This is a genomic window from Metabacillus rhizolycopersici (genome assembly GCF_020075705.1).
Window position 1 is genome coordinate 26,552 of the sequence record NZ_JAIQUM010000028.1, and the last position, 20,352, is coordinate 46,903.

15 protein-coding genes and 2 pseudogenes are annotated in these 20,352 nt (G+C 36.3%); 6 read left to right on the top strand and 11 right to left on the bottom strand.

Annotation, left to right across the window (positions count from 1 at the left end):
• Window positions 1-563 precede the first annotated feature (563 nt).
• Window positions 564-758 (top strand): YwbE family protein, encoded by a 195-nt coding sequence (locus K9V48_RS13455; RefSeq protein ID WP_224139496.1) that lies wholly within the window; start codon window positions 564-566, stop codon window positions 756-758.
• A 190-nt stretch (window positions 759-948) separates the two neighbouring features.
• On the opposite strand, the gene K9V48_RS13460 is transcribed toward K9V48_RS13455, so the two are convergent.
• From K9V48_RS13460 to K9V48_RS13495, 8 genes are all read right to left on the bottom strand, one after another.
• Window positions 949-2,067 carry an NAD(P)/FAD-dependent oxidoreductase gene (locus K9V48_RS13460; RefSeq protein WP_224139497.1) on the bottom strand — a complete coding sequence of 373 codons (1,119 nt, stop codon included), beginning with the start codon at window positions 2,065-2,067 and terminating at the stop codon, window positions 949-951.
• A 196-nt stretch (window positions 2,068-2,263) separates the two neighbouring features.
• The gene (locus tag K9V48_RS13465; protein ID WP_224139498.1) at window positions 2,264-3,217 is read right to left on the bottom strand and encodes a sugar ABC transporter substrate-binding protein; all 954 of its coding nucleotides are present in this window, start codon (window positions 3,215-3,217) and stop codon (window positions 2,264-2,266) included.
• Window positions 3,218-3,289: 72 nt separating this feature from the next.
• The gene (locus K9V48_RS13470) at window positions 3,290-5,320 is read right to left on the bottom strand and encodes a PAS domain S-box protein (protein ID WP_224139499.1); all 2,031 of its coding nucleotides are present in this window, start codon (window positions 5,318-5,320) and stop codon (window positions 3,290-3,292) included.
• The gene (locus K9V48_RS13475) at window positions 5,286-6,104 is read right to left on the bottom strand and encodes a CheR family methyltransferase (protein WP_224139517.1); all 819 of its coding nucleotides are present in this window, start codon (window positions 6,102-6,104) and stop codon (window positions 5,286-5,288) included. Before K9V48_RS13475 ends, K9V48_RS13470 begins: the two co-directional genes overlap by 35 nt.
• A 48-nt stretch (window positions 6,105-6,152) precedes the next feature.
• Complete coding sequence (locus K9V48_RS13480) at window positions 6,153-8,915, bottom strand: response regulator (protein WP_224139500.1); 2,763 nt, start codon at window positions 8,913-8,915, stop codon at window positions 6,153-6,155.
• 374 nt (window positions 8,916-9,289) lie between these two features.
• The gene (locus K9V48_RS13485) at window positions 9,290-9,571 is read right to left on the bottom strand and encodes a putative quinol monooxygenase (RefSeq protein ID WP_224139501.1); all 282 of its coding nucleotides are present in this window, start codon (window positions 9,569-9,571) and stop codon (window positions 9,290-9,292) included.
• A 124-nt stretch (window positions 9,572-9,695) separates the two neighbouring features.
• Window positions 9,696-10,631: an FkbM family methyltransferase gene (locus K9V48_RS13490; protein ID WP_224139502.1), complete on the bottom strand. Its 936-nt coding sequence runs from the start codon at window positions 10,629-10,631 to the stop codon at window positions 9,696-9,698.
• 531 nt (window positions 10,632-11,162) lie between these two features.
• On the bottom strand, window positions 11,163-12,683 hold the full coding sequence (locus tag K9V48_RS13495) for a DHA2 family efflux MFS transporter permease subunit (protein ID WP_224139503.1): 1,521 nt from the start codon (window positions 12,681-12,683) through the stop codon (window positions 11,163-11,165).
• Window positions 12,684-12,869: 186 nt separating this feature from the next.
• Here K9V48_RS13495 and K9V48_RS13500 point away from each other — a divergent pair, with 186 nt between their 5' ends.
• Window positions 12,870-13,754, top strand: a complete 885-nt coding sequence (locus K9V48_RS13500) for a TetR/AcrR family transcriptional regulator (protein WP_224139504.1) — start codon at window positions 12,870-12,872, stop codon at window positions 13,752-13,754.
• 379 nt (window positions 13,755-14,133) lie between these two features.
• Here the strand turns inward: K9V48_RS13500 and K9V48_RS13505 are convergent, their stop codons facing one another.
• Window positions 14,134-15,324: an MFS transporter gene (locus tag K9V48_RS13505; protein WP_224139505.1), complete on the bottom strand. Its 1,191-nt coding sequence runs from the start codon at window positions 15,322-15,324 to the stop codon at window positions 14,134-14,136.
• Window positions 15,325-15,817: 493 nt separating this feature from the next.
• Between K9V48_RS13505 and K9V48_RS13510 the strand changes: the two are divergent.
• Window positions 15,818-16,126: pseudogene (locus tag K9V48_RS13510) on the top strand (IS4 family transposase); the annotation flags it as partial.
• A 586-nt stretch (window positions 16,127-16,712) separates the two neighbouring features.
• Entirely contained in the window at window positions 16,713-17,858 is a 1,146-nt protein-coding gene (locus tag K9V48_RS13515) for a YsnF/AvaK domain-containing protein (RefSeq protein WP_224139506.1), read from the top strand.
• 403 nt (window positions 17,859-18,261) lie between these two features.
• Here K9V48_RS13515 and K9V48_RS29980 read toward each other — a convergent pair.
• Window positions 18,262-18,646 (bottom strand): annotated as a pseudogene (locus K9V48_RS29980) (IS110 family transposase); the annotation flags it as partial.
• Window positions 18,647-19,088: 442 nt separating this feature from the next.
• A complete protein-coding gene (locus K9V48_RS13520) occupies window positions 19,089-19,409 on the bottom strand; it encodes a YflT domain-containing protein (protein ID WP_224139507.1) in 321 nt (106 codons plus the stop codon).
• A gap of 232 nt (window positions 19,410-19,641) precedes the next feature.
• Here K9V48_RS13520 and K9V48_RS13525 point away from each other — a divergent pair, with 232 nt between their 5' ends.
• Together K9V48_RS13525 and K9V48_RS13530 are read left to right on the top strand one after the other, a co-directional pair.
• Window positions 19,642-19,995, top strand: a complete 354-nt coding sequence (locus K9V48_RS13525) for an IDEAL domain-containing protein (RefSeq protein ID WP_224139508.1) — start codon at window positions 19,642-19,644, stop codon at window positions 19,993-19,995.
• Between the two features lie 84 nt (window positions 19,996-20,079).
• Window positions 20,080-20,334: a GlsB/YeaQ/YmgE family stress response membrane protein gene (locus tag K9V48_RS13530; protein ID WP_224139509.1), complete on the top strand. Its 255-nt coding sequence runs from the start codon at window positions 20,080-20,082 to the stop codon at window positions 20,332-20,334.
• The last annotated feature ends 18 nt before the right edge of the window (window positions 20,335-20,352 follow it).

The following is a 20,352-nucleotide window of genomic DNA, read 5'->3' on the forward strand; positions in this document are numbered from 1 at the left end:
AAACTTTGTTGCTTTTGTCATATAAAGTACTACCAACAGTGACCGGTTCGTCTCCATATTTCAGGAATTGGGTAAGTAACTCCACTAAAGTTGCCCGCCTAGGCTCCAAAATTCAGAAATTGGTCACGAAACTCCATTAAAGTTGCCCGCTTAGGCTCTTTTTCCTTGATTCGGGCTTCTACCCCATCAAAAAACAACAATCATTTAGAAAACAGTCTAAAAAAAAGAATTGTTAGCTGCAACCTACCTAAAATAAGAGGTGCACCTAAATTGCATTTCATTACCCAGTTTTTACATTCCCCTGCTATATCTTAGACATTCTTATAACACACTAGCACGCTTAGCTACGTTTCGTATCGTTACTTTTTGCTTCATATTGCCTCCAGTTAAACGGTTGCCTAACTTTATCATTATTATATAATGGGCAGTGTGGAAGCCTCAATGAGGGATTTTGTTGAATTACGCCGCTTTGTTTACAACTGGTAATGATTTACGTTACTCTTACTAAGAGAAACAATTTCATTTATAAAGAATGCTAACAATAACAGAACGGAGACAATATATTGAACGGACAAGAACGAAAGAATCTTTCAGCAGGTACACATGTAAAAATTGTATTAAAACACCATCAACGAACTGGTACTTTAACCGAAGGAATTGTAAAGGATATACTTACTAAATCCAGTACTCATCCTCATGGCATTAAAGTGAGATTGGAAGATGGACAAGTAGGCAGAGTAAAGGAGATCCTAAAGTAGGTCGCTTTTGCAACGAGGCTCTAATTGGAGAACTTAATTCAAATCCTCAAGTTCATTTGAATAATGGTTTTTGCACTTTAGGGACAATCTATCAGTTACTTCCCAAGTGTACCTCCGAATTCTCTTGCAATCAGACGAAAGGAAGTCCCATCATATTTAATGATGGGACTTCCTTTTGTTCTTTCAAGTACTAATCTTTAATTGCACCAGCAACATCATAAAGACTAACATCAATCTCAGTCTGCTTCCCTAGTGCAAGCTTCGCAAGCTCTGCACCGAGATATGGGCCACTCGTTAAGCCCGATGCACCTAATCCATTAGCAAGTAATATTCCTTCAAATTTAGGTAAAGCTCCGATAACAGGAAGAAAACCAGGTGTGAACGGTCGAAAGCCTACTCTTGTCTCAATCATGGTACCATTTGCTAAACCTGGGGCAACTGTCAGAGCCTTTCCGAAAATTTCGTTAAGTCCTCCTGCTGTTACCCGATAATCTAGTCCGGCCTCATCTTCATGTGTAGCCCCAATAACAACTCGACCGTCTCCAAATGTAAGTATATACTGGTCATTCGGTGGCATAACAACTGGCCAATTACTTGTATCTATATTTGGCATTTCAAGGTGAACAATTTGTGCTTTCTGTGATGTCACTTCAAAATTGACTCCTAACGGTTGCAATAACTCTTTAGCCCAAACGCCACCTGTGACAATAACTTTGTCAACCATTAATGTACGTTCCTTCAATTTGATGCCAATGACTCGATTATCTTGATGAACAATGCTAGCCTCACCTTGAAGATAAGTAGCTCCGTTCTTTATCGCAGCGCGGACGAGAGCATTCCGTAGATCTCTCCCGTTCACACGCGCTCCACCGCTTACATAAACAGAACCATATTCCTCAGATAACAGTGGAAACAATTCCTTCGTTTCAGCAGGTGATAAAATTGTAATTTCACCAATTTCCGGTGCATCTTTGCGCCGGCTTCGCGCTCGCTCAGCCATTTTTTCTAACTTTTCCTCATCTGTATGCAGACAAATTGTTCCAACACGCTTATAACCTGTTTCTGTTTCACCATCTGCTTCCAATTGATCAATTAATGTAGGATAATATCGTGCTCCGCCTTTGACAAGCTGATACCATGCTTTGTTACGTCGTTGTGACAGCCAAGGACAGACAATACCGGCTGCTGCATCTGTCGCCTGTCCGTTGTCATGACGGTCAACTAACGTTACGTCAGCACCTGCTTTTGCAAGATGATATGCGGTAGATGCACCGAGAATTCCCGCTCCTATTACAAGATACTTTTGCATTCAAAACACCTTTTTCGTTTAATTTCTTTCATTTATCTTTCTATTTTACAAGACATATAGGGTGTACTCAATTTAAAGAAGTGTTTAATTTTTTAGAATCATTTTCCTATACAAAAAAGATCCTTGGCCATTGGACAAGGATTTATTGTTATTTGTTAGTCTTTGTGAAGGTATTCAGAAAACCAGCACTATTACATCACTTCAATATTCCATTCAGAAAGTCTAACCTCTCTTCTGCATTACCTTTAATAATAATATCTACTCCAGCATCAATAAATTTTTCAACACTTTCTCCCTTTATCACTTTCAATGCAGTTTCAACACTTAAATATCCCATATCATAAGGATTTTGGGCAACTGTTCCTGGAATAGTATCTGCTTCTATTAATTCAATTAAATCGGTCGTTCCGTCTGCGCCGGTGACTGGCATGTTAAGTCCCTGCTCCTCAATAGCATTTATTACATTTAATGCCATTGTATCATGTGTGGCAATAACGCCCTTAAGATCAGGATAATCACGCAATACCTTTGTCATAGTTTTATTAACAGTTTTAGCGTCGTCTAATAGCACTCTTTCTTCTACCACTACATCGATTCCAGCATTCTCCAACTTAACTTTAGCTCCGCTTATTCGGTCATTAAAAACAGTATGAGCTGCATCTCCACCAATAATGGCGACTTTATCTCCAGGCTGAAGCTGAGATGCTAAAAATACCCCTGCCTTCTCACCTAAATCTACGTTATCAGTACCAACATATGACACTTTATTTTTCAGATCAAGATTTGCAGATATAAGTATTAACGGAATCTCTTTACTAAACCTCTCTAATGTAGGTATGAGATCAGGTAAGTCCTCCGGGGCAACAATTAATACATCTGGATTTTTTTCTTTGTATACTTTCTCTAATAATTTAATTTGTCCTTCCTTTGTTCCATCAGGTGAGGTGATAACCTCACCATCTATACCAAAGTCGCGAAACCCTTTTTCGACACCTGCTTTAATCGTTTCCCAATATTCATGGTCTAATGTTCTTAAAACAACGACCACTCTTGGCTTTTCACCCATCAATGATTTCGCGATAAATCCACCAATAATAACAACAACAAAAATAGACACTACAATAAGAAAAGGTATCTTGCCCTTTTTCAACACAAATATCCTCCTCCCATCTTTATTTCTGATTAAAGACTTCGCTAATCAAGCTCAAAACGATTTAAGCATCTACCTTTGGTCTTGCTTAAATTGAATGGAGAAAGTTGTTCCTTCGTTCCCAGTCGCTATATCAATTTCTGCATGATGACGTTCTGCTATACTATAGCAAATAGCTAAACCTAAACCAGTTCCCTTCTCCTTCGTCGTAAAGAAAGGCGTCCCTAATTTTTCCAACACCTCGGGACCCATACCTCTTCCTTGATCTTTTATTTCTAAAACAACTGTTTGTCCATTTTGATATGTTTTTATCATAAGCTTGCCACCGGAAGACATAGCATCAAGACCATTTAGTACAATATTTAAGATAAGCTGACGAATTTCTTTTTGATCTATGAATAAATCAGGGCAATTACCTAAATCAAGAATGATATGCTTACTTGATCGCAGTGCTTCCGCTTGAATCAGTGGAGATAATGCTTCAATAACTGTGTTTAAGTTTTGCTTTACCTTAACGCTGACCTTATTTTTTGCTAAATTCAGAAATTCAGTAATAATCGAATTAGCTCTGTTTAATTCTTCTAACATTAAATCAATGATCTCTTCTGATAGATTATCAGAGTTATGCCTTGATAATTGTAAAAAGCCGTGAACCGTTGTCATTGGGTTTCTAATTTCATGGGCAATTCCCGCAGCCATTTCACCAATTAAATTCAGCCTATCTAAGCGGTACATCTCTTTCTGCAAGTACGTACTTTCCGTAATATCCGTTATAACTAGAAGAGTACATGGTTCAGAATGGATATCAATGATTTCGGTTGACAATAATCCATCGCGAATTTCCTCATTCTTCGTATTATAAGTAATTCTTTTGTTTCGCACTGTCTGCCCAATATCAACCGGTTCCCCAGTTGATTCATCAATCAAATTCTCAAAATTGATTTTTTGGTTTTTAAAATCATCATGGTTATAACCAGTAAAGTTTAACCAACTAGAATTAACTTCGATAAATGTTCCATCATCTAGAGAATAAATAGCCATTAAACAAGGACTAGATTCAAATATCGTCCGAAATCTTTCTTGGGAACGATACAGATGATCTGCTATTTTATTTCGTTCTTCAATCTCATTTTGTAGCTTTTCATTAGCATTGAGAAGCTCCAGCGTTCGTTCTTTTACAATGTTCTCCAAATTATTAAACTTTTGTTTTTTAATTTCGTCAATTTGCTTTCTTTCAGTAACATCACGGATTGTACAAACAAAAATCTGTTGATCTTCTATTGTCGTTTCTCCAATTTGAATATCGGCATGAAAATGACTTTCGTCCTTTCGTAAAGCAACTGATTCTACCAACTTTCCTGTAGCTAGTTTGAGCGTAGAAAGGATAGAGGCAGAAGCGTCCATTTCATTATCGTCTTTAATGTTTAGAAAAAGCATAATGACATGTTTACCAACTAAATCCTCAGCTTGATAACCAAACATGTTTGTTACAGCAGGATTCACAGATAAAATATAGCCTTGGTCATCCAATGTCACAATCGTATCAATCAGAGTCTCACCAATAACTTTGGCCAATGCCTCAGACCTGCGTAAATTAATTTTTGCTACGTCAAGTTTTTTATTAACTTCATTAAGTTCAAAGGTTCTTTCTCTATCACTCTGAATGATATTCTCTTCATGATTTCGATGAATTTTTACAAATTGTTCAATTTTTTGTTTTAATGTTTCAGGATGAAATGGTTTAAAAATATAATCAATCGCCCCAACAGAATAGCCTTGATGGACATGCTCTATATCTTGGCTAATTGCTGTGATAAAAATGATGGGAATATATCTTGTTTTTTCTCTCGCTTTTATAAGCTTTGCTGTCTCAAATCCGTTCAAACCAGGCATTTGCACATCCAGTAAAATGACAGCAAAGTCTTGTTTAAGCATGCATTTTAAAGCTTCTTTTCCTGAATTTGCACTAACTAAGTTATAGTTTGGAGAGATGAGTACAGCTTCCAATGCTAATAAATTTTCAGGGTGATCATCCACCATTAAAATATTAACCTTTTTTTTAGGTGTATTATTTAAATTTGCGGAATAATTTTTCCGTTGCATCAAATTCTCCGTAACAGTTTTCATAACTTGTAAATTTAATCCCCTCTCTGTTCCCTAAACCAAGAAAGCCTGATACGCTTAGACTATCATAAAATAGCTTATGGACATCATTTTGAAGACGCTTATTAAAATAGATTAGGACATTACGACAAATAATAATATCAAACTCGTTAAATGAATGATCTGTCACTAAATTATGCTGTGCAAACACAACATTTTTTTGCAGATAAGAATGGAAAAAGACCTGATCATCCACTGCCTTATAATACTCTGAAAAGGCCCTTTTTCCACCTGCTTCAATATAATTTTTAGTATAGCGCTGCATCCCATCCAATGGGAAATTACCTTGTTTCGCCTTTTCTAGCATCGTCGCGTTTAAATCCGTTGCAAAAATTCTCGTTTTTTCGTAAAGTCCTTCTTCATGTAAAAGAATCGCCATTGAATAAACTTCCTCACCCGAAGAACAACCAACATGCCAAATTCGAATTTCCGGATAATCCCTTATTACCGGGATGACCTTTGTCCGAAAAGACTTAAAGAAGGTGGGATCACGGAACATCTCGGTAACATTTATCGAAAAGTCAGAAATTAAATCCCTCATGACCATAGGATCACGTAGAATCACTTCCTGTAAAGCTGATATACTCTTTAGATTCTCTTTACGAACACGATGGCTTATTCTTCTTTGAACAAATGGAAGAGCATAATTTCTAAAATCATATCCGTAATAACGATAAACAGCTTCAAGTAGTAAATCTATTTCAATTTTTTCAATTTCATCCATTTGTTCTTGATTATGTGTTTGTAATTTTAGTTTGTTAGAAATCTCCAATCACTCCTTGCTATACAGCCAAACTTGCATGAGCGAGAATAACTGATCTAAATTAATCGGCTTACTTATATAATCCGATGCACCTGCCACCAAACACTCTTCTCTGCTATGTTTCATCGCCTTTGCAGTGAGTGCAATAATTGGTAGGGATTTATACTCTGGCATAGTACGAATTCTCCTCGTCGCCTCAAAGCCATCAATTTCGGGCATCATAATGTCCATTAGTATCAGGTCTGTATCAGGGTTTTCTTGTAACACCTCGATCGCTTCACGGCCATTTTCTGCTACGATTATATCCATTTCATACGCTTCAAGAGCAATCGTTAATGCGTATACATTTCGTATATCATCGTCAACAATGAGTATCTTCTTATCTTTTAGCGACGTTTTCCCATTTTGCTTAATACTGTAATCCTCACTCACGGCACCATTTACATTTAGTGAAAATTCTTCGACCTCAAGTCCTACAGCTACTTCTTGAATTGGAGAGGGCTCTGCTATCTCTTCGTTTTCCTGTGAATTTGGTAAATATAAAGTAAAGGTACTTCCTTTTCCCTTTTCACTGCTTACTTCAATAAACCCTCCTAATAAATAAGCATATTCACGACTAATCGATAAACCTAATCCAGTACCTCCATATTGACGACTAGTCGTTCCATCAGCTTGTTTAAAGGCATCAAATATCGTTTCTTGTTTTTCTTTTGCAATACCAATCCCTGTATCGGTAACGGAGAAAGCGATCATACATTTCTCTTGAGATTTCTCATCAAAAAGCTGTCTCCCTTTCCCTTCTTTTATTACCTGGCGAACAGAGTAAGACACACTACCGCTTTCAGTGAATTTAAATGCATTTGAAAGTAGATTTTTTAATATTTGTTGCAGACGTTGTTCATCCGTATAGAAATACTCTGGTATACCTTCTTCCAGTTCAATCGTAAACTGAACCTCTTTCTGTTTAGCGATATGAGAAAATTGACCAGTGATAAAATCATTCAATTCATTAAATTTCACTTCATTTTGAATCACTTCTAGTTTCCCTGACTCTACTTTCGCTAAATCCAATATATCATTAATTAAATGGAGTAAATCATTTCCTGACGTGTAAATTGTGCGAATATATTCCGCTTGCTTAGCCGTAAGATTGCCGTCCCCATTTTCAGAGAGAATTTGCGCTAATATTAGTAAACTATTTAATGGCGTTCTAAGTTCGTGAGACATATTTGCTAAAAACTCAGATTTATATTGCGAACTAATCTCTAGTTGCTGAGCTTTTTCCTCAAGTGCTTCCCTAACCTTTTCTAGCTCTTTTTTCTTTTGTTCTGAGTTTCCATACTGTTCCTCAAGTTTTTCATTCGTCGTTCTAAGCTCCTCTTGTTGTAACTGGAGTTCTTCAGATTGGACCTGTAGCTCTTCTGTTAGCGCCTGTGATTCCTGTAATAACCTCTCTGCCCTCATACGATTTGAAATACTATTTATTGTCATACCAATATTATTATTAACTTCCTTAAGAAGCTTTACTTGAGAAGTGGTAAATGACTCAAAAGTAGCAATTTCAATCACTGCAAGGACATCATCTTCAAAACGAACAGGAAAAATAATAATATTATTCGGTGTTCCAACACCTATACCAGATCCAACCTTTATGTAGTCATCTGGTACATGATTTAATAAAATGGAGCGGTTTTCAATTGCGCATTGACCAACAAGACCCTCTCCTAAATTAAATCGCTCAAATCTATTATCTTCATCTAAAACGGCATAGGAGGACATTCTTCGTAAATATTGTTTGCCATCTTCAACTTCCTTAATATAGAAAACGCCATAGCACCCTCCCACCATTGGGACAAGATTTGTAATTAACAAGTCTGCTAGCATCTCCACATTTTCTACTTCTGGATACATTGTTGCTATATCGGCAATCTTTGTATTAAGCCAGCTATGCTCTTCTGCTTCGTCTACTAATTTCTTTTCTAGTTTACTATGATCCTCGAGTGCCTTTGCCATCGTGTTGAATGCAACAGCAATTGCTCCTATTTCCCCTTTTTGGTTTATCTCAATCCTCGGAAGTCTACTGAAATCACTATTAGGAACACTTGTCATGACAGATGTAACGTCGTTAAGATTATTTGTCAATCGTTTAATAATCCATATCGTTACTCCAATTCCCACAGATATAATAATAGCTAAATAAATATAAATAGTGGTGGCAGCCCAATTGTATGTTTCTCTTGACCGTAATAGTTCGTTTTTCATCTCTTGTTCTTGCAATCCATGGAGAACATCTACAATTTGGAGCATTCTTTGCCTAGTAAGCTCAGCTTCATTCCATTGTGAAGATTGAAGTTCACCATCACCGTTCATTTGTTTTGTTGCAACCAATTGCCGTGCTATATTTTGATACGAATCATGCAATATTTTAAACTTTGAAATTAATTCCTGAGATTCATCTTGAGTGTCCACTTTTTCAAGTGAATAAATCGCATTGTTAATATTTATTTGCGATTCTTCCCAAGCATTCAAAGGATCTTGAGCTACACCTGACTCATCTGAATAACTAATAGAGGCCTCTCTTAGTACTCTACCAATATTAGAAGTCTCATATTTTATAGTTGACGCCATCTCAATCCGCTCATATAATTCATTAACTACGACATTCATATTTACGGTTGCTTGTTCAAGCATATTCATTAAGATAACTACGCTAATTGAAATTAACAAAAGCAATGATCCAATACTCATATAAAGCTTTGTTCTAAATTTCATACGCCCCCCACATTTCTCTGTTTGTTTTCTTAAGATAGTCCATTTTTACTATTTACTTCCAGTTCTAATATTCCGAAAATTAAAATGATCAATTGGAATTTCGAACGACGCATCTCTTACATATTTTGTTTATAATGATACTTTATATCCTTTATTTTCGTCTACATAATATTTTTTACAGTTATCAAATTCTTTCAATAAAATTCCACTAGACTTAGTTTTTCCCTCAATCTTGAGGTAAGAGGATTATTCCGTGGTTAGAATAAGAAAGACATAAAAAAACATCCTGGGACATAAATATTCTATAATTTCCCAGAATGGCTTTTTCTATTTATTTAATTAACTGTACTACAGATTCTTTTGATCACTCGTTATCAAACCTCTTTATAGAGATTGATTTCTACGCTTTCTCGTCGCTTTCTAAGCTCAGGGACAATTTTCAAGACATGTTCACTATTATTATGTTGTTTGATCGCCTCTTCATCTACCCATTCTTCAAGCATTGTTAAAATAGAAGCATCATTTATATCTTCATAAATTGAGTATGAAATGCATCCCTTTTCTTTTCTAGTTTCAGTAACAAGTTCTTTGGCAAATTTTAAATATTCTTCCTTTGCACCTGGTTTTAGTATACCTTTAGCAACAATTTTAATCATGGTATTAACTCCCACCCTAGTCATTATCATACGTTTCTACCTTTTAGTTATATCCTACTCGCTTGCTTATTACCATATTTTTGTTAACTAGTATACCATTTTAGGACTCTTTTTTACCATATTATTATTCTACGGTTAAACCCAGTGAATCAATCAACTTTTCATCCGTTGCCAGAATAAGATCTGTGTGAATATAATTTGACCCAAACATGTTTTGTAAATCCTCATATTTGGAATGGCTTGCTTTTACGATACGATCATTCTTATTATAAATGTAGATAGTAAAATAGTTGGTTAAAAACGCCATAAAGTCGTTGATACCTATCCCTGTTTTTTCAATATACTCACTGTTAAATTCGATAAAGCCTAGCATTGAAGCACTCTTTTCAAACAAGCCTTTCATGCCCTTTAAAACGAAAGCCTCGTAGCCCTCTACATCGACTTTAAATAGGATTGTTTTATCAATAACATTCTCCTTAATGACCGAATCAATCGTTATTGATTTAACTTGTACCTTTTCAACCATATTATGAGCAGGCACATAGGATGCAGAGGATGTACCTGACCAATGTTTATCAACATAAAAGGATTTTTCTTCTCCATCTTTGTCTGCTGCGAAGATATTGAAAATTGTTATTTGAGATTTATTCGGATGGGCTTCTTTCGATTTCTTTATATATGGTAACAAATTCCGATTGGCTTCAACTCCGTAGATCTTCGTATGTTTAGGATAGATGGTAGAAAAGATGCATTCCCCATAGTTCACACCTACATCTATTGTTAGGTCCGGCCTCATCACTTCAACAGCATTACACCAAAATTGTGTCAATCGCTTCTGTGTCATACCATCGCTAATCAACAAAGCTCTTCCACGATTTTCTTCCGAATTAACATAAAGAATATTAGAGGATGGTAGAACAATTCTATTTGGTATTTTATTAATGTTTAAGGTTTTATATTTAAGTAAAATTCCGAAATTAATTAGAAACTTCCAAGCCCTTGGATAATCCTCCCACATTTTTAATAGGAAAGTCTTTCTCGTAGATACCTTAGTTGTCATGATTCTTCCTCCTAAAATTCCAACAAATTAGTGTTCATAAAGCGAGACTTCTATCAGTGGGGGTTTTCCTTATCCCCCACTGATAGATAGCGAGACTTACCTTAACCTATACGGGTGGTTATCCACGATCTTCGCTTTAACTAGCCTTAGATAGATGGATTTACAATTGGATAATCTCCGATGAATTCATATATATATTTCTTACAATTTGTTGAAAGTCCTGCCTACACGAACTTAGTTTACAAATAATTTACATTAAGAAAAGCGCAAGCGCCTTGTTCAGCCTCAGGCATAGCATAAGACGCACATGAATAGAAGGCCTTCTTTGCCTTCAATTCATGTGTGACTAGACCTGAGAGGGGCTAGTCCGCTTGCGCTAGACACCAAAACTACGTACAAAACATATAAATTCTGATCGTATAAAAAAAGAGGCAGAAATCATTGTCTGATGATTTCTGCTCTCCTATTGTTATGAAATTCCTTACTAATGTTTCATTCACTCTGACAAAAGTCAAAACTGGTTAGCGAAGCTTAATTGTCCACTATTAATTTTGTGGCTTTCTCCTTTTCAGGTCGCTTAACTTCAATTATATCTTCCGCTTGTTTTGCTCGTTTGATAAAGAATGCAAGAATAAGAGCAATAAGCGCAAAAAGAGTAGCGACTAGGAAAGCATCATTTATTCCTTCTAACATTGCCCTCATAGCAATTTGTTGTTGCATTTCTGCTGTTGGTTGCCCTACCGCATTTTTCATGGCAGTCGCAGCAAATTCAGATGCATATGATTCTGTACGATTTGACATGATCGTAACCAAAAATGCCGTACCAATGGCACCGGATACTTGCTGTGTTGTATTGTTCATTGCAGTACCATGTGGATAATAGCGTGCTGGCAACTGATTTAAGCCATTTGTCGATACTGGCATCATCACCATGGACATCCCAAACATCCGCACAGTGTTTAAAATAACTAAATGTGTATAACTTGTATCTAATGTTAATTTGCTAAAATAATACGTTGTTACTGTTGTAATGACCAAGCCAACAATTGCTAAAATTCGTCCTCCATATTTGTCAAATATCTTTCCTGTAATTGGAGACATGAGAGCCATCAAAACAGCTCCTGGCAACATCATTAATCCTGCATCTAGTGGAGAAATTCCGCGAATCGTTTGAACATAAATAGGTAGAAGTAGCATACCAGAAAACATAGCCATCGTAATCACCATGGAAATAACCGATGACAGGGCAAACATTGGGTATTTATAAATTCCAAAGTTAAGCATTGGTCGTTCTTGCTTAATTTGACGTAAGATAAACGATACCAATGATATGATCCCAATGATAATTGTTCCATATACTTGTGGGCTATCCCAGCCTTTACTACCAGCAGAACTAAATCCATATAGCAAGCCACCAAATCCTACGCTTGATAAAAGAAGCGAGAATAAATCAAGACGGATATCTACCTTTTCCTTTTTATCTTTGAGTAAGAAAAAGCCAATCAATAGAACAGCAATTGCAATTGGTGTGACAAAATGGAAAAGCATTCTCCAGTCATAATGTTCAACAATCCAGCCCGATAAAGTTGGACCAATTGCTGGTGCACCCATTAAAACTAAACCAAAGACACCCATTGCTGCTCCCCTTTTTTCAACCGGAAAGCTTACTAACATAACATTCATTAATAATGGCATCATAATCGCTGATCCTGACGCTTGAACCATACGTGCTATTAATAAGACAGGGAATGAATGGGCAATACCAGCGATAATTGTCCCAGCCGCAAATAGCCCCATAGCGGTTAAAAATAACCGACGAACAGAATATTTTTGAATTAAAAATGCAGTTGTTGGAATCATAATTCCGTTTATTAACATAAATCCTGTTGTCAACCATTGTACAGTTGACGCCTCAACATCCAAATCCACCATAATCGACGGTAGTGCAATATTTAATAACGTATTATTTAAAAATGTAATAAATGCTCCGATCATCAGGACAGCAAGAATCCCATATGGTGGACGATTAATCTTTTTAATCGATTGTTCCATTGTGTTTCCCCCTATATACATTAGGTTCAATATTTTGTACTGTTATTCCACAACACTTATCATATACCATGAGTTCAAATTTTTCAATCAAAAAATATCCTTTTATTTTATACATTTGTCTAATTATTAAAAATAATGTACCATCAATACTATACAAGCAGTCCAAATAAAACTAAAGGTGATTATATGAACGATAGGAAACAACATGTGGTGAAAATGGCCCACCAATTATTCATTGATAAAGGTTTCCAATCCACATCTATTCAAGATATATTGGATTGTAGCGGAATTTCTAAAGGGACATTTTATAATTATTTTTCATCTAAAAACGAGTTATTAATCGCTCTTTTAAAATCTCTATACCAGCAAGTAGAAAAAGAGAGAAAAGAATTACTGGTTGGTCAAGACCCGTCTGATATTGAAACCTTCATTAAGCAAATTGTATTGCAGATGGAAATGAGTCGAACCAATAAGTTAAGTATCCTTTTTGAAGAAGTAAATTTTTCAAATGATGTAGAACTTAAACAATTTATTAAAAGAGGTCAATTGAAGGCACTTCATTGGCTATTTCAGAGGTTCATAGACATTTTTACCGAAAGTAAGAGGCCTTATTTATTAGATTGTGCCATTATGTTCATGGGAATTTTACATCATAACCATAAATATTATAATTATGCATATGAATCAAATACTAGCACCCACCATATCGTACGCTATAGTATCGAGCGAGTCGTTAAAATGGTAGAAGAAGTTGCAGAAGCTGACGATCAATTAATACCACCTGAACATATAGAGCACTGGTTACCCGAAAATAAGAATCGTAACCGTACTTTTCACCAGAATCTTTATCATACGGTATTAAATTTAAAAAATTCCCTAGCTACCGTAGAACAATCAAAATACAATGAGTTGTTGGATTTTATTCAAGATGAACTTCTTCACTCAAAGACACCACGTAAATTTTTGATTGAATGTGCCCTTTCATCTTTGAAAATGAATCAAGATCAAGCTTCATTTGAGAAAATAGAATTGGAAAAACTTGATCAACTGATTTCAGCTTATTTTATTTAAATAGAAGAAACAGACTAATTGTTGAAAAAATACTTCTGTTTAAGAGAAAAGGAAGCATACTAAACAAAAAATATGCATTTTATACAAAAACTATTTCTTGAAAAACAAGGCTGTTTTCGCAAACTTTGTTGCTATTGTCATATAGAGTGCCATCAACAGCGACCGATTTGGCTCCATTTTTCTCGAAACGGGCACATAACACCTTTATTCGTGACCACTTTGGCTCTTTTTCTTGATTCGGGCTTCTATCTCATCAAAAAACAACATTCATGTAGAAAACAGCAAAAAATAAAAAGGCAGAACGCCCCTCCATAAAGTAAGGGGCGTTCTGCCTTTAATCGTAAATTCATTTAGTAAAATACTGTTAGCAAATTGTGTATTAAAAAGCTGCCTTTTTCTTAAGACTAAGCATCACAATAAAGGAAATACAATATAAGATAGTCAAGTAGGTCATAGCTATTGTAATATTATAATTTTGCAGAATATAGCCAACAAAGATTGGAGATAATCCCCCTATAGCTCTACCAAAGTTAAATATTGTGTTCGTAGCAGTACTTCGAACTTGCACTGGATAATAACTGCTTATCAACGCACCATACCCGGCAAACATTCCATTTGAAAAGAAACCGACAACCGCACCACCAATTAATAAACCTGCACTGCCAGTTGCATACGAGTATAAAAATACAGCACATGCGGAGGCTAGTAGGAAGATCCCAAAGGAACGTTTTGCCCCGAATCGATCCATGAATTGTCCAAAAGTCAACATCCCCACAATCATTCCAATAGCCGTACTGATTGTCCAAAGTGCTGAACTCGAAACAGATAATCCTTGTGATTGTTGCAGCATAGATGGCAGCCATATCATCAATCCATTGTAGCCTGCAATTTGCACAGTTGCCATAATAGCTAAAGAAATCGTCGTCAAAGTCGTTCTTGGCGTATCAAACAATTGAAGCAACTTGCCCTTCTCTTGTTTGTTGTCCACCTTTTTCTCCTTTTGTGCAGCTAGCCATTCTGGTGATTCATCAAGGTTCTTCCGAACAATAAAAGCAAAAATAACTGGAAGCACTCCAACGAAAAACAAAGCTCTCCATCCTAAAGTAGGAAGGATCATCGCGCTTAGTAGTGCCGCTAAAATAACACCGTATTGAGCACCAACACTTACATAAGAGGAAGCTCTCCCTTGTTTCTTCTTTGGCCAAGCCTCAGCAACTAGAGCCATACCAATACCATACTCTCCACCAGCACCTAGTCCTGCGATAAATCTAAATAAATAAACCTGTTCGATATTTGTCGCTAATCCCGTTAATGCTGTCCCAATTGCAAACAAAATGATTGTATAAGTAAAAATTCGCACTCGGCCAAACTTATCTGCCAAAATCCCAAAGATAATTCCTCCGAGTAACATGCCAATATTCGTAATTGAAGAAATAAGCCCGCCAGTTGTGAAATCAATGTTAAACTCGGCAATGATCATCGACATCGCAAATGAGATAAACATGATGTCCATGCCTTCTAATGTTAAACCTGCTACTGACGCTACGACTGTTTTTTTACGGTAATTCAATTTCTTCCACCCTCCAGTATTTTTCTTGTTGTAAAAATGCTCTTTAAACTTTGAAGGAATGGAAATGCCAGGAATTCCTTCTCTTTTCAAGCCTCACAGGACTTTGTTTAAAAGAGGTAACTAAGAAAAGCGCAAGCGCCTTGTTCAGCCTCGGGCAAATAAGACGCTCAGGAATAGAAGGTGTTCTTTGCCTTCAATTCCTGAGTGGCTTATGGCCTCGAGGGGCTAGGCGCTGGAGCTAGACACAAAAACTACGTCAAAAGATTTATACTTTCTTATCTTCTAAATGAAAGCATAAAGAAATACCCTTCCATCACAGAGGATAAAAGGGCATGGATATACAAAGATATCTGCATAAATACTTATCTAGCCACCCTTTTCAGCCTCTCTGGACTGTATTAAAGGTAAAATTATATCGATATATTACCATGTTCGAAAGTAAGATTCAATAAGAAAAGTTATTTAATTCAAAAGTGATCCTTCACAATTGCGCCATTTATATGGACAACTCATTGGCATTCTCCTCTGTTCTTCTACAATGTTTCAAATGCGACAGTTTCTGCTTGAAAGGAAAAAACAGGAGTTGAGTGAATACAAAGCGATTTATATGATTAAAGATTACTTTCCGTTATTGTTTCAAGCAATAGCAGTTGGCACAGAAGAACTTTTGGAAATTCTGCATCGTCTTTATCAGCAGCTCAAAAAGAACGGTCGTAAATGTCATCGGTATAAGAGGAAAACCGTCTTTGATATTCTAGTGATTGTATATGAAACGACAGTAAAGCATAGACAAGCTGCCTAGTAAAAAAATCGTATTTTAATAGGCTTCTTTGACATGCCTACTTTTCCATCACTCGCTAGTTTTGAAACAAGGATCAATTTCGTACCTAGTCATTTGCGTCGTTAGCTTGATGGACATGTGGCGGTACCCTTAAATGGATTATTTATTAAAGAATGAATAAGCAGCGGTCTATGGTTCAATAACAAGAACATTCAAGTAGTTCCAATAAAGTGAGACTTCCATCAGTGGGGGTTTTCTACATCCCCCACTGATGGTTAGCGAGACTTATCGGATCTTTACGGGCAGTTATCTCCCACTTATCTTCTTTGCTTCTCTCGAATCTTGAAGTCGGAGTTTTACTGCCCGTTAAGGTGGGATAAATGGTTTTAAGGAAGTTATGAAAAATATGTAAATAGTTTTCATTTCAAGTTTAGCTCTAGAAATGTGCATATTTGACTTGTTTTTCCGGTAAACTTTCATTTTTTTAGCGAAATATTATAAATTATTCAATTTTAAATGTTTCAAGTAAAGACCTCTCGGGTAGATATCTAATACATGTGGATGTAATTTAATTTCCATATGCAGTATATTTTAGGAGGGTGATAGAATGAGTATGGAAAAAAGAATCGTCGGGAGCTTTAATTCAGAGCAAGAAGTCTTGTATGCGATTGAAGGATTGAAACGTCAGGGGCATCGTGAAACAGATATGATGGTGGTGGCAGAAAATAGAAGTGCCATTCCATTGGTCACTTCTCGCACGGGAGTCATGGTAGAAGCGGATTTACAAATGAGTACCTTAGCAGGTGCTATGATGGACAGCTTTGTTACCATGGTGACAGCAGGAATGGGTGGAATACAGACAAATACTCTGTCCAGCAGCCTTATTGAAAGGGGCCTACCAGAATTCACGGCAAAACAGTGTGAAGAGGAAATAAATAAGGGGAAAATAATTTTGCTGGTTGATATGAATAGAACTTACGACAGCCCTGTCTATAAAGCACAATATGAAACTGAAAACTCAAGAGCAGTCCGACTCCATGAAGAACAGCTTGATATTACAAAAGAGCGTGTCCAAGTCGGAGAATTACAGCTCCATAAAGAAGTAGTTGAAGAACATCGAACCGTTCATGTTCCACTCATTCGAGAAGAAGTATATGTAGAGCGTCGTCCTGTCATAGATGGAAAGTATGATGGTAGCCCATTTACAGAGGATGAAATTATTCGTATCCCCATTACGGAAGAAAGAATAGAAGTAACGAAAAGACCGGTAGTCGTTGAAGAAGTGATTATAGATAAGCGAAAAGTTCAAGAAACAAAGCAGGTACAGGATATTATTAGAAAAGAAGAAGCGCGGATTGAGCGTTCTGTCCCTTCGGCAATGGAAGCAGGGACACCGGTCACCCACTTCACCGATGTAGAGCAAGAAGAAGTTATTACGGAAAGCCCAAATATTTTGATCGTGGAAGGAAATCCCGATATTGCAACCATAATGGCAGAGGATAAAAAGGAAGAAACCCGCGAAAAACGCACAGGTTCCATCACTAAAAACAGACCAGAATCATCTGTCAGTAAAAAGGACAATCCGAGTGGGACGCTAACAGATTCTCCTGTTCGTAAGGAAAACGAAAGTTCGGTTGCAACAGCTGCTATAAAAGCAGAAGCAATCAAAAGCAACGAAAGTTCTTCCACAGATGAGGAAAATAAAAATAATAAAAATCAAATGAAAAAAAGAAAAAATAATAATTCTCAATAAATAAGATTGGATAGACTATGAGACTCTTAAATACTATACAAAAAAGGCTGATTTCAAAGATCACTAGAATGTGACCTGTTGAAGTCAGCCTTTTTCAGAGGATTTAACTATAAAGTGAGACTTCCATCAGTGGGGGGGTCTTCATCCCCCACTGATGGTTAGCGAGACTTATCGGATCTTTACGGGCAGTTATCTCCCTCTTATCCTCTTCTCTTCTCTCGAATCTTGAAGTGCGAGTTTTACTGCCCGTTAAGGTGGGATAAAACTGTAAGATTCTATTTTAAAAGATGTTGTTACGGAACTCTCTCAGTTGATGGATATATTTCCCAAATACTTACTTGTTCGCAGGATTTCAGGACCCTTACTATCATAATAGCGGTTATGAAATGAGTTTAGATCATTAACCATTCTTCACCATACCAGCGATAACTAGTGCATCTTTTTTATCGCTTTTCAAATGAGTATTATCTCAATTTTCTTTTTACTAGGTGTAGATTTACTGTTACTACATCAATCTTCTGTTTGAATAACCGTTTTAGAAGATAAATTCAGTTATGTTCAGCAAGTTCCATGCCTACTATAGCTAAATCTAAGTTATTTGTCCTTTTTAGTTTGTTAACCCATTGCACTAAAATAGTGAATCCCTCTTCAACATTTTCAAATGTGAGAGGATCTCCGACTACAATTCCACAGAAATTCACAGCTCGTGCCACGTGTAATTATTGAACGATTCCCACACCGACAACGAGATGTCGATCGGAAATTCTTTGAATTAAAAGTCGGCCTATATCCTCTAATTAGTTTCAGCATTTATTGACTTTTGCTTTAGCTTTGGCGATACCATGCTTTTTTTCGTACCAAATGAAAATATAGCCACTTTCTAAACATTAACTGCCTAAACACGGTTTATAAATAATTAAACCTTGTTTAGGCAGTTAATATCGAAATATTATATTTTATTCCAAATTCTATTTAAATTTAATGGGACATATACTCTGTCTCCTTGTATCTCCCTGTGGATAATCGGTTCCTCAGTATATTGCTCCGAATATATTTTACGTCTTGCTCTTTTGCGGGTTCCTACTATTTTATCTAAGCTTTGATTAGAAAATTTCATGTCGATTCTCCTCTTATTTTTAATATGACACTGCTATACCATAGAAAAAACTTTAAAAAATCTATAGGAAACAAAAGGCAGATCGCTTTTTGTTTCCTATCTCATTTACCATTTTAATTTATTGCCACTACGACGCATCGTCCATGATCCAATTCTTCTTCGTAACGCTCGGCTTCTGCAGTAGATATCCCCAGTGACTCTAACTTCGAGCGAAGTTCATCTCCCCGAGTTCGAAAAACGTTTGTGATCGAATCAAAGATACCTTGTTCTTCAACGCCAACATCGTTAATATCCAGATAGTCCGTCAGATTTTCAGAGCGGCTTTTATCATGAGCGAATAAATAAATATCATCCTTTTTGGAGCCTTGCATGATTAATTGTTCAATTGCCTGTTTTGCTTGTACACCATTTTCTACAATTTTCACATTTTCCATTTCCCATTCCTCCTAAAGTATAAATTAGTCATGTGCTTTCAGTAAGATAACTGTCAGCTTGACTTTCTATTAGATATGTAACCGCTTCTTGAGAAATTGAAACCTATTTTTCTGAAATTCTACTAAAGATAATATTTACGTTACTAACGAACGAATCCTGGGTATATAAGATAATATTAATCACTATTTTCAACAAGACGTATCAACTGTAATTTATTTGGAGGTGTTATATATGAGGAAACTGTCATGTAAAGTTTGTGGAAACAATGAATTTCAAGTGTTAAATGTAAACGAGACGCTGTGCAAGTGCGGCTTGCGATTAACCAAACTTAGCGATTATCGCAGCGAAGAGCCAAAAATACGGACAGAGCATTTTTATCCAGATCAAAAGAAGCAGGCTGAAGTGATATCAAAAATCAGTTTGTTAAAACGGGCAATTGATAAATGTCTTGATGAACAAGATAAAGAAACGTTTAAAAAGTTAACTTCTGAATTAAGAGTTTGCCAACATGTTTTACAAAAAGGGGTGAACGATCCCCTAGTTCATTCCAAAGAGGGATTGAAACAGAAACAAGATAAAATGTAATCACTTTATTAACCAATATGTTTATGTTTTGACGATGTGGGTACTTAAATAACATACTCATTGAAATAGAAAGGAGAGAACTTTATGGAATTAATTTGGTCATTAATTATCGGAGGAATTATCGGCTGGTTAGCAGGATTCATTCTTGGACGTGACGTACCAGGAGGAGTAGTTGGAAATATTATTGCAGGATTTATCGGTGCATGGCTTGGTTCATTACTATTAGGAGGCTGGGGACCTATTATCGGAGGATTTTACTTTATTCCGGCACTCATCGGTGCAATTGCCCTAGTATTCATCATAAGCCTCATCTTTAGAAGTGTAAAACGCACCTCATAGTACCCATATGAAGAGGAG

What these genes read in the sequence shown, in the direction of transcription:
- K9V48_RS13530 (WP_224139509.1), top strand. Translation starts at nt 20,080, where the DNA reads ATGGAATTAATTTGGTCATTAATTATCGGAGGAATTATCGGCTGGTTA.
- K9V48_RS13520 (WP_224139507.1), bottom strand. Translation starts at nt 19,409, where the DNA reads ATGGAAAATGTGAAAATTGTAGAAAATGGTGTACAAGCAAAACAGGCA.
- K9V48_RS13490 (WP_224139502.1), bottom strand. Translation starts at nt 10,631, where the DNA reads ATGACAACTAAGGTATCTACGAGAAAGACTTTCCTATTAAAAATGTGG.
- K9V48_RS13470 (WP_224139499.1), bottom strand. Translation starts at nt 5,320, where the DNA reads ATGCAACGGAAAAATTATTCCGCAAATTTAAATAATACACCTAAAAAA.
- K9V48_RS13495 (WP_224139503.1), bottom strand. Translation starts at nt 12,683, where the DNA reads ATGGAACAATCGATTAAAAAGATTAATCGTCCACCATATGGGATTCTT.
- K9V48_RS13475 (WP_224139517.1), bottom strand. Translation starts at nt 6,104, where the DNA reads ATGGATGAAATTGAAAAAATTGAAATAGATTTACTACTTGAAGCTGTT.
- K9V48_RS13500 (WP_224139504.1), top strand. Translation starts at nt 12,870, where the DNA reads ATGAACGATAGGAAACAACATGTGGTGAAAATGGCCCACCAATTATTC.
- K9V48_RS13460 (WP_224139497.1), bottom strand. Translation starts at nt 2,067, where the DNA reads ATGCAAAAGTATCTTGTAATAGGAGCGGGAATTCTCGGTGCATCTACC.
- K9V48_RS13515 (WP_224139506.1), top strand. Translation starts at nt 16,713, where the DNA reads ATGAGTATGGAAAAAAGAATCGTCGGGAGCTTTAATTCAGAGCAAGAA.
- K9V48_RS13480 (WP_224139500.1), bottom strand. Translation starts at nt 8,915, where the DNA reads ATGAAATTTAGAACAAAGCTTTATATGAGTATTGGATCATTGCTTTTG.
- K9V48_RS13485 (WP_224139501.1), bottom strand. Translation starts at nt 9,571, where the DNA reads ATGATTAAAATTGTTGCTAAAGGTATACTAAAACCAGGTGCAAAGGAA.
- K9V48_RS13525 (WP_224139508.1), top strand. Translation starts at nt 19,642, where the DNA reads ATGAGGAAACTGTCATGTAAAGTTTGTGGAAACAATGAATTTCAAGTG.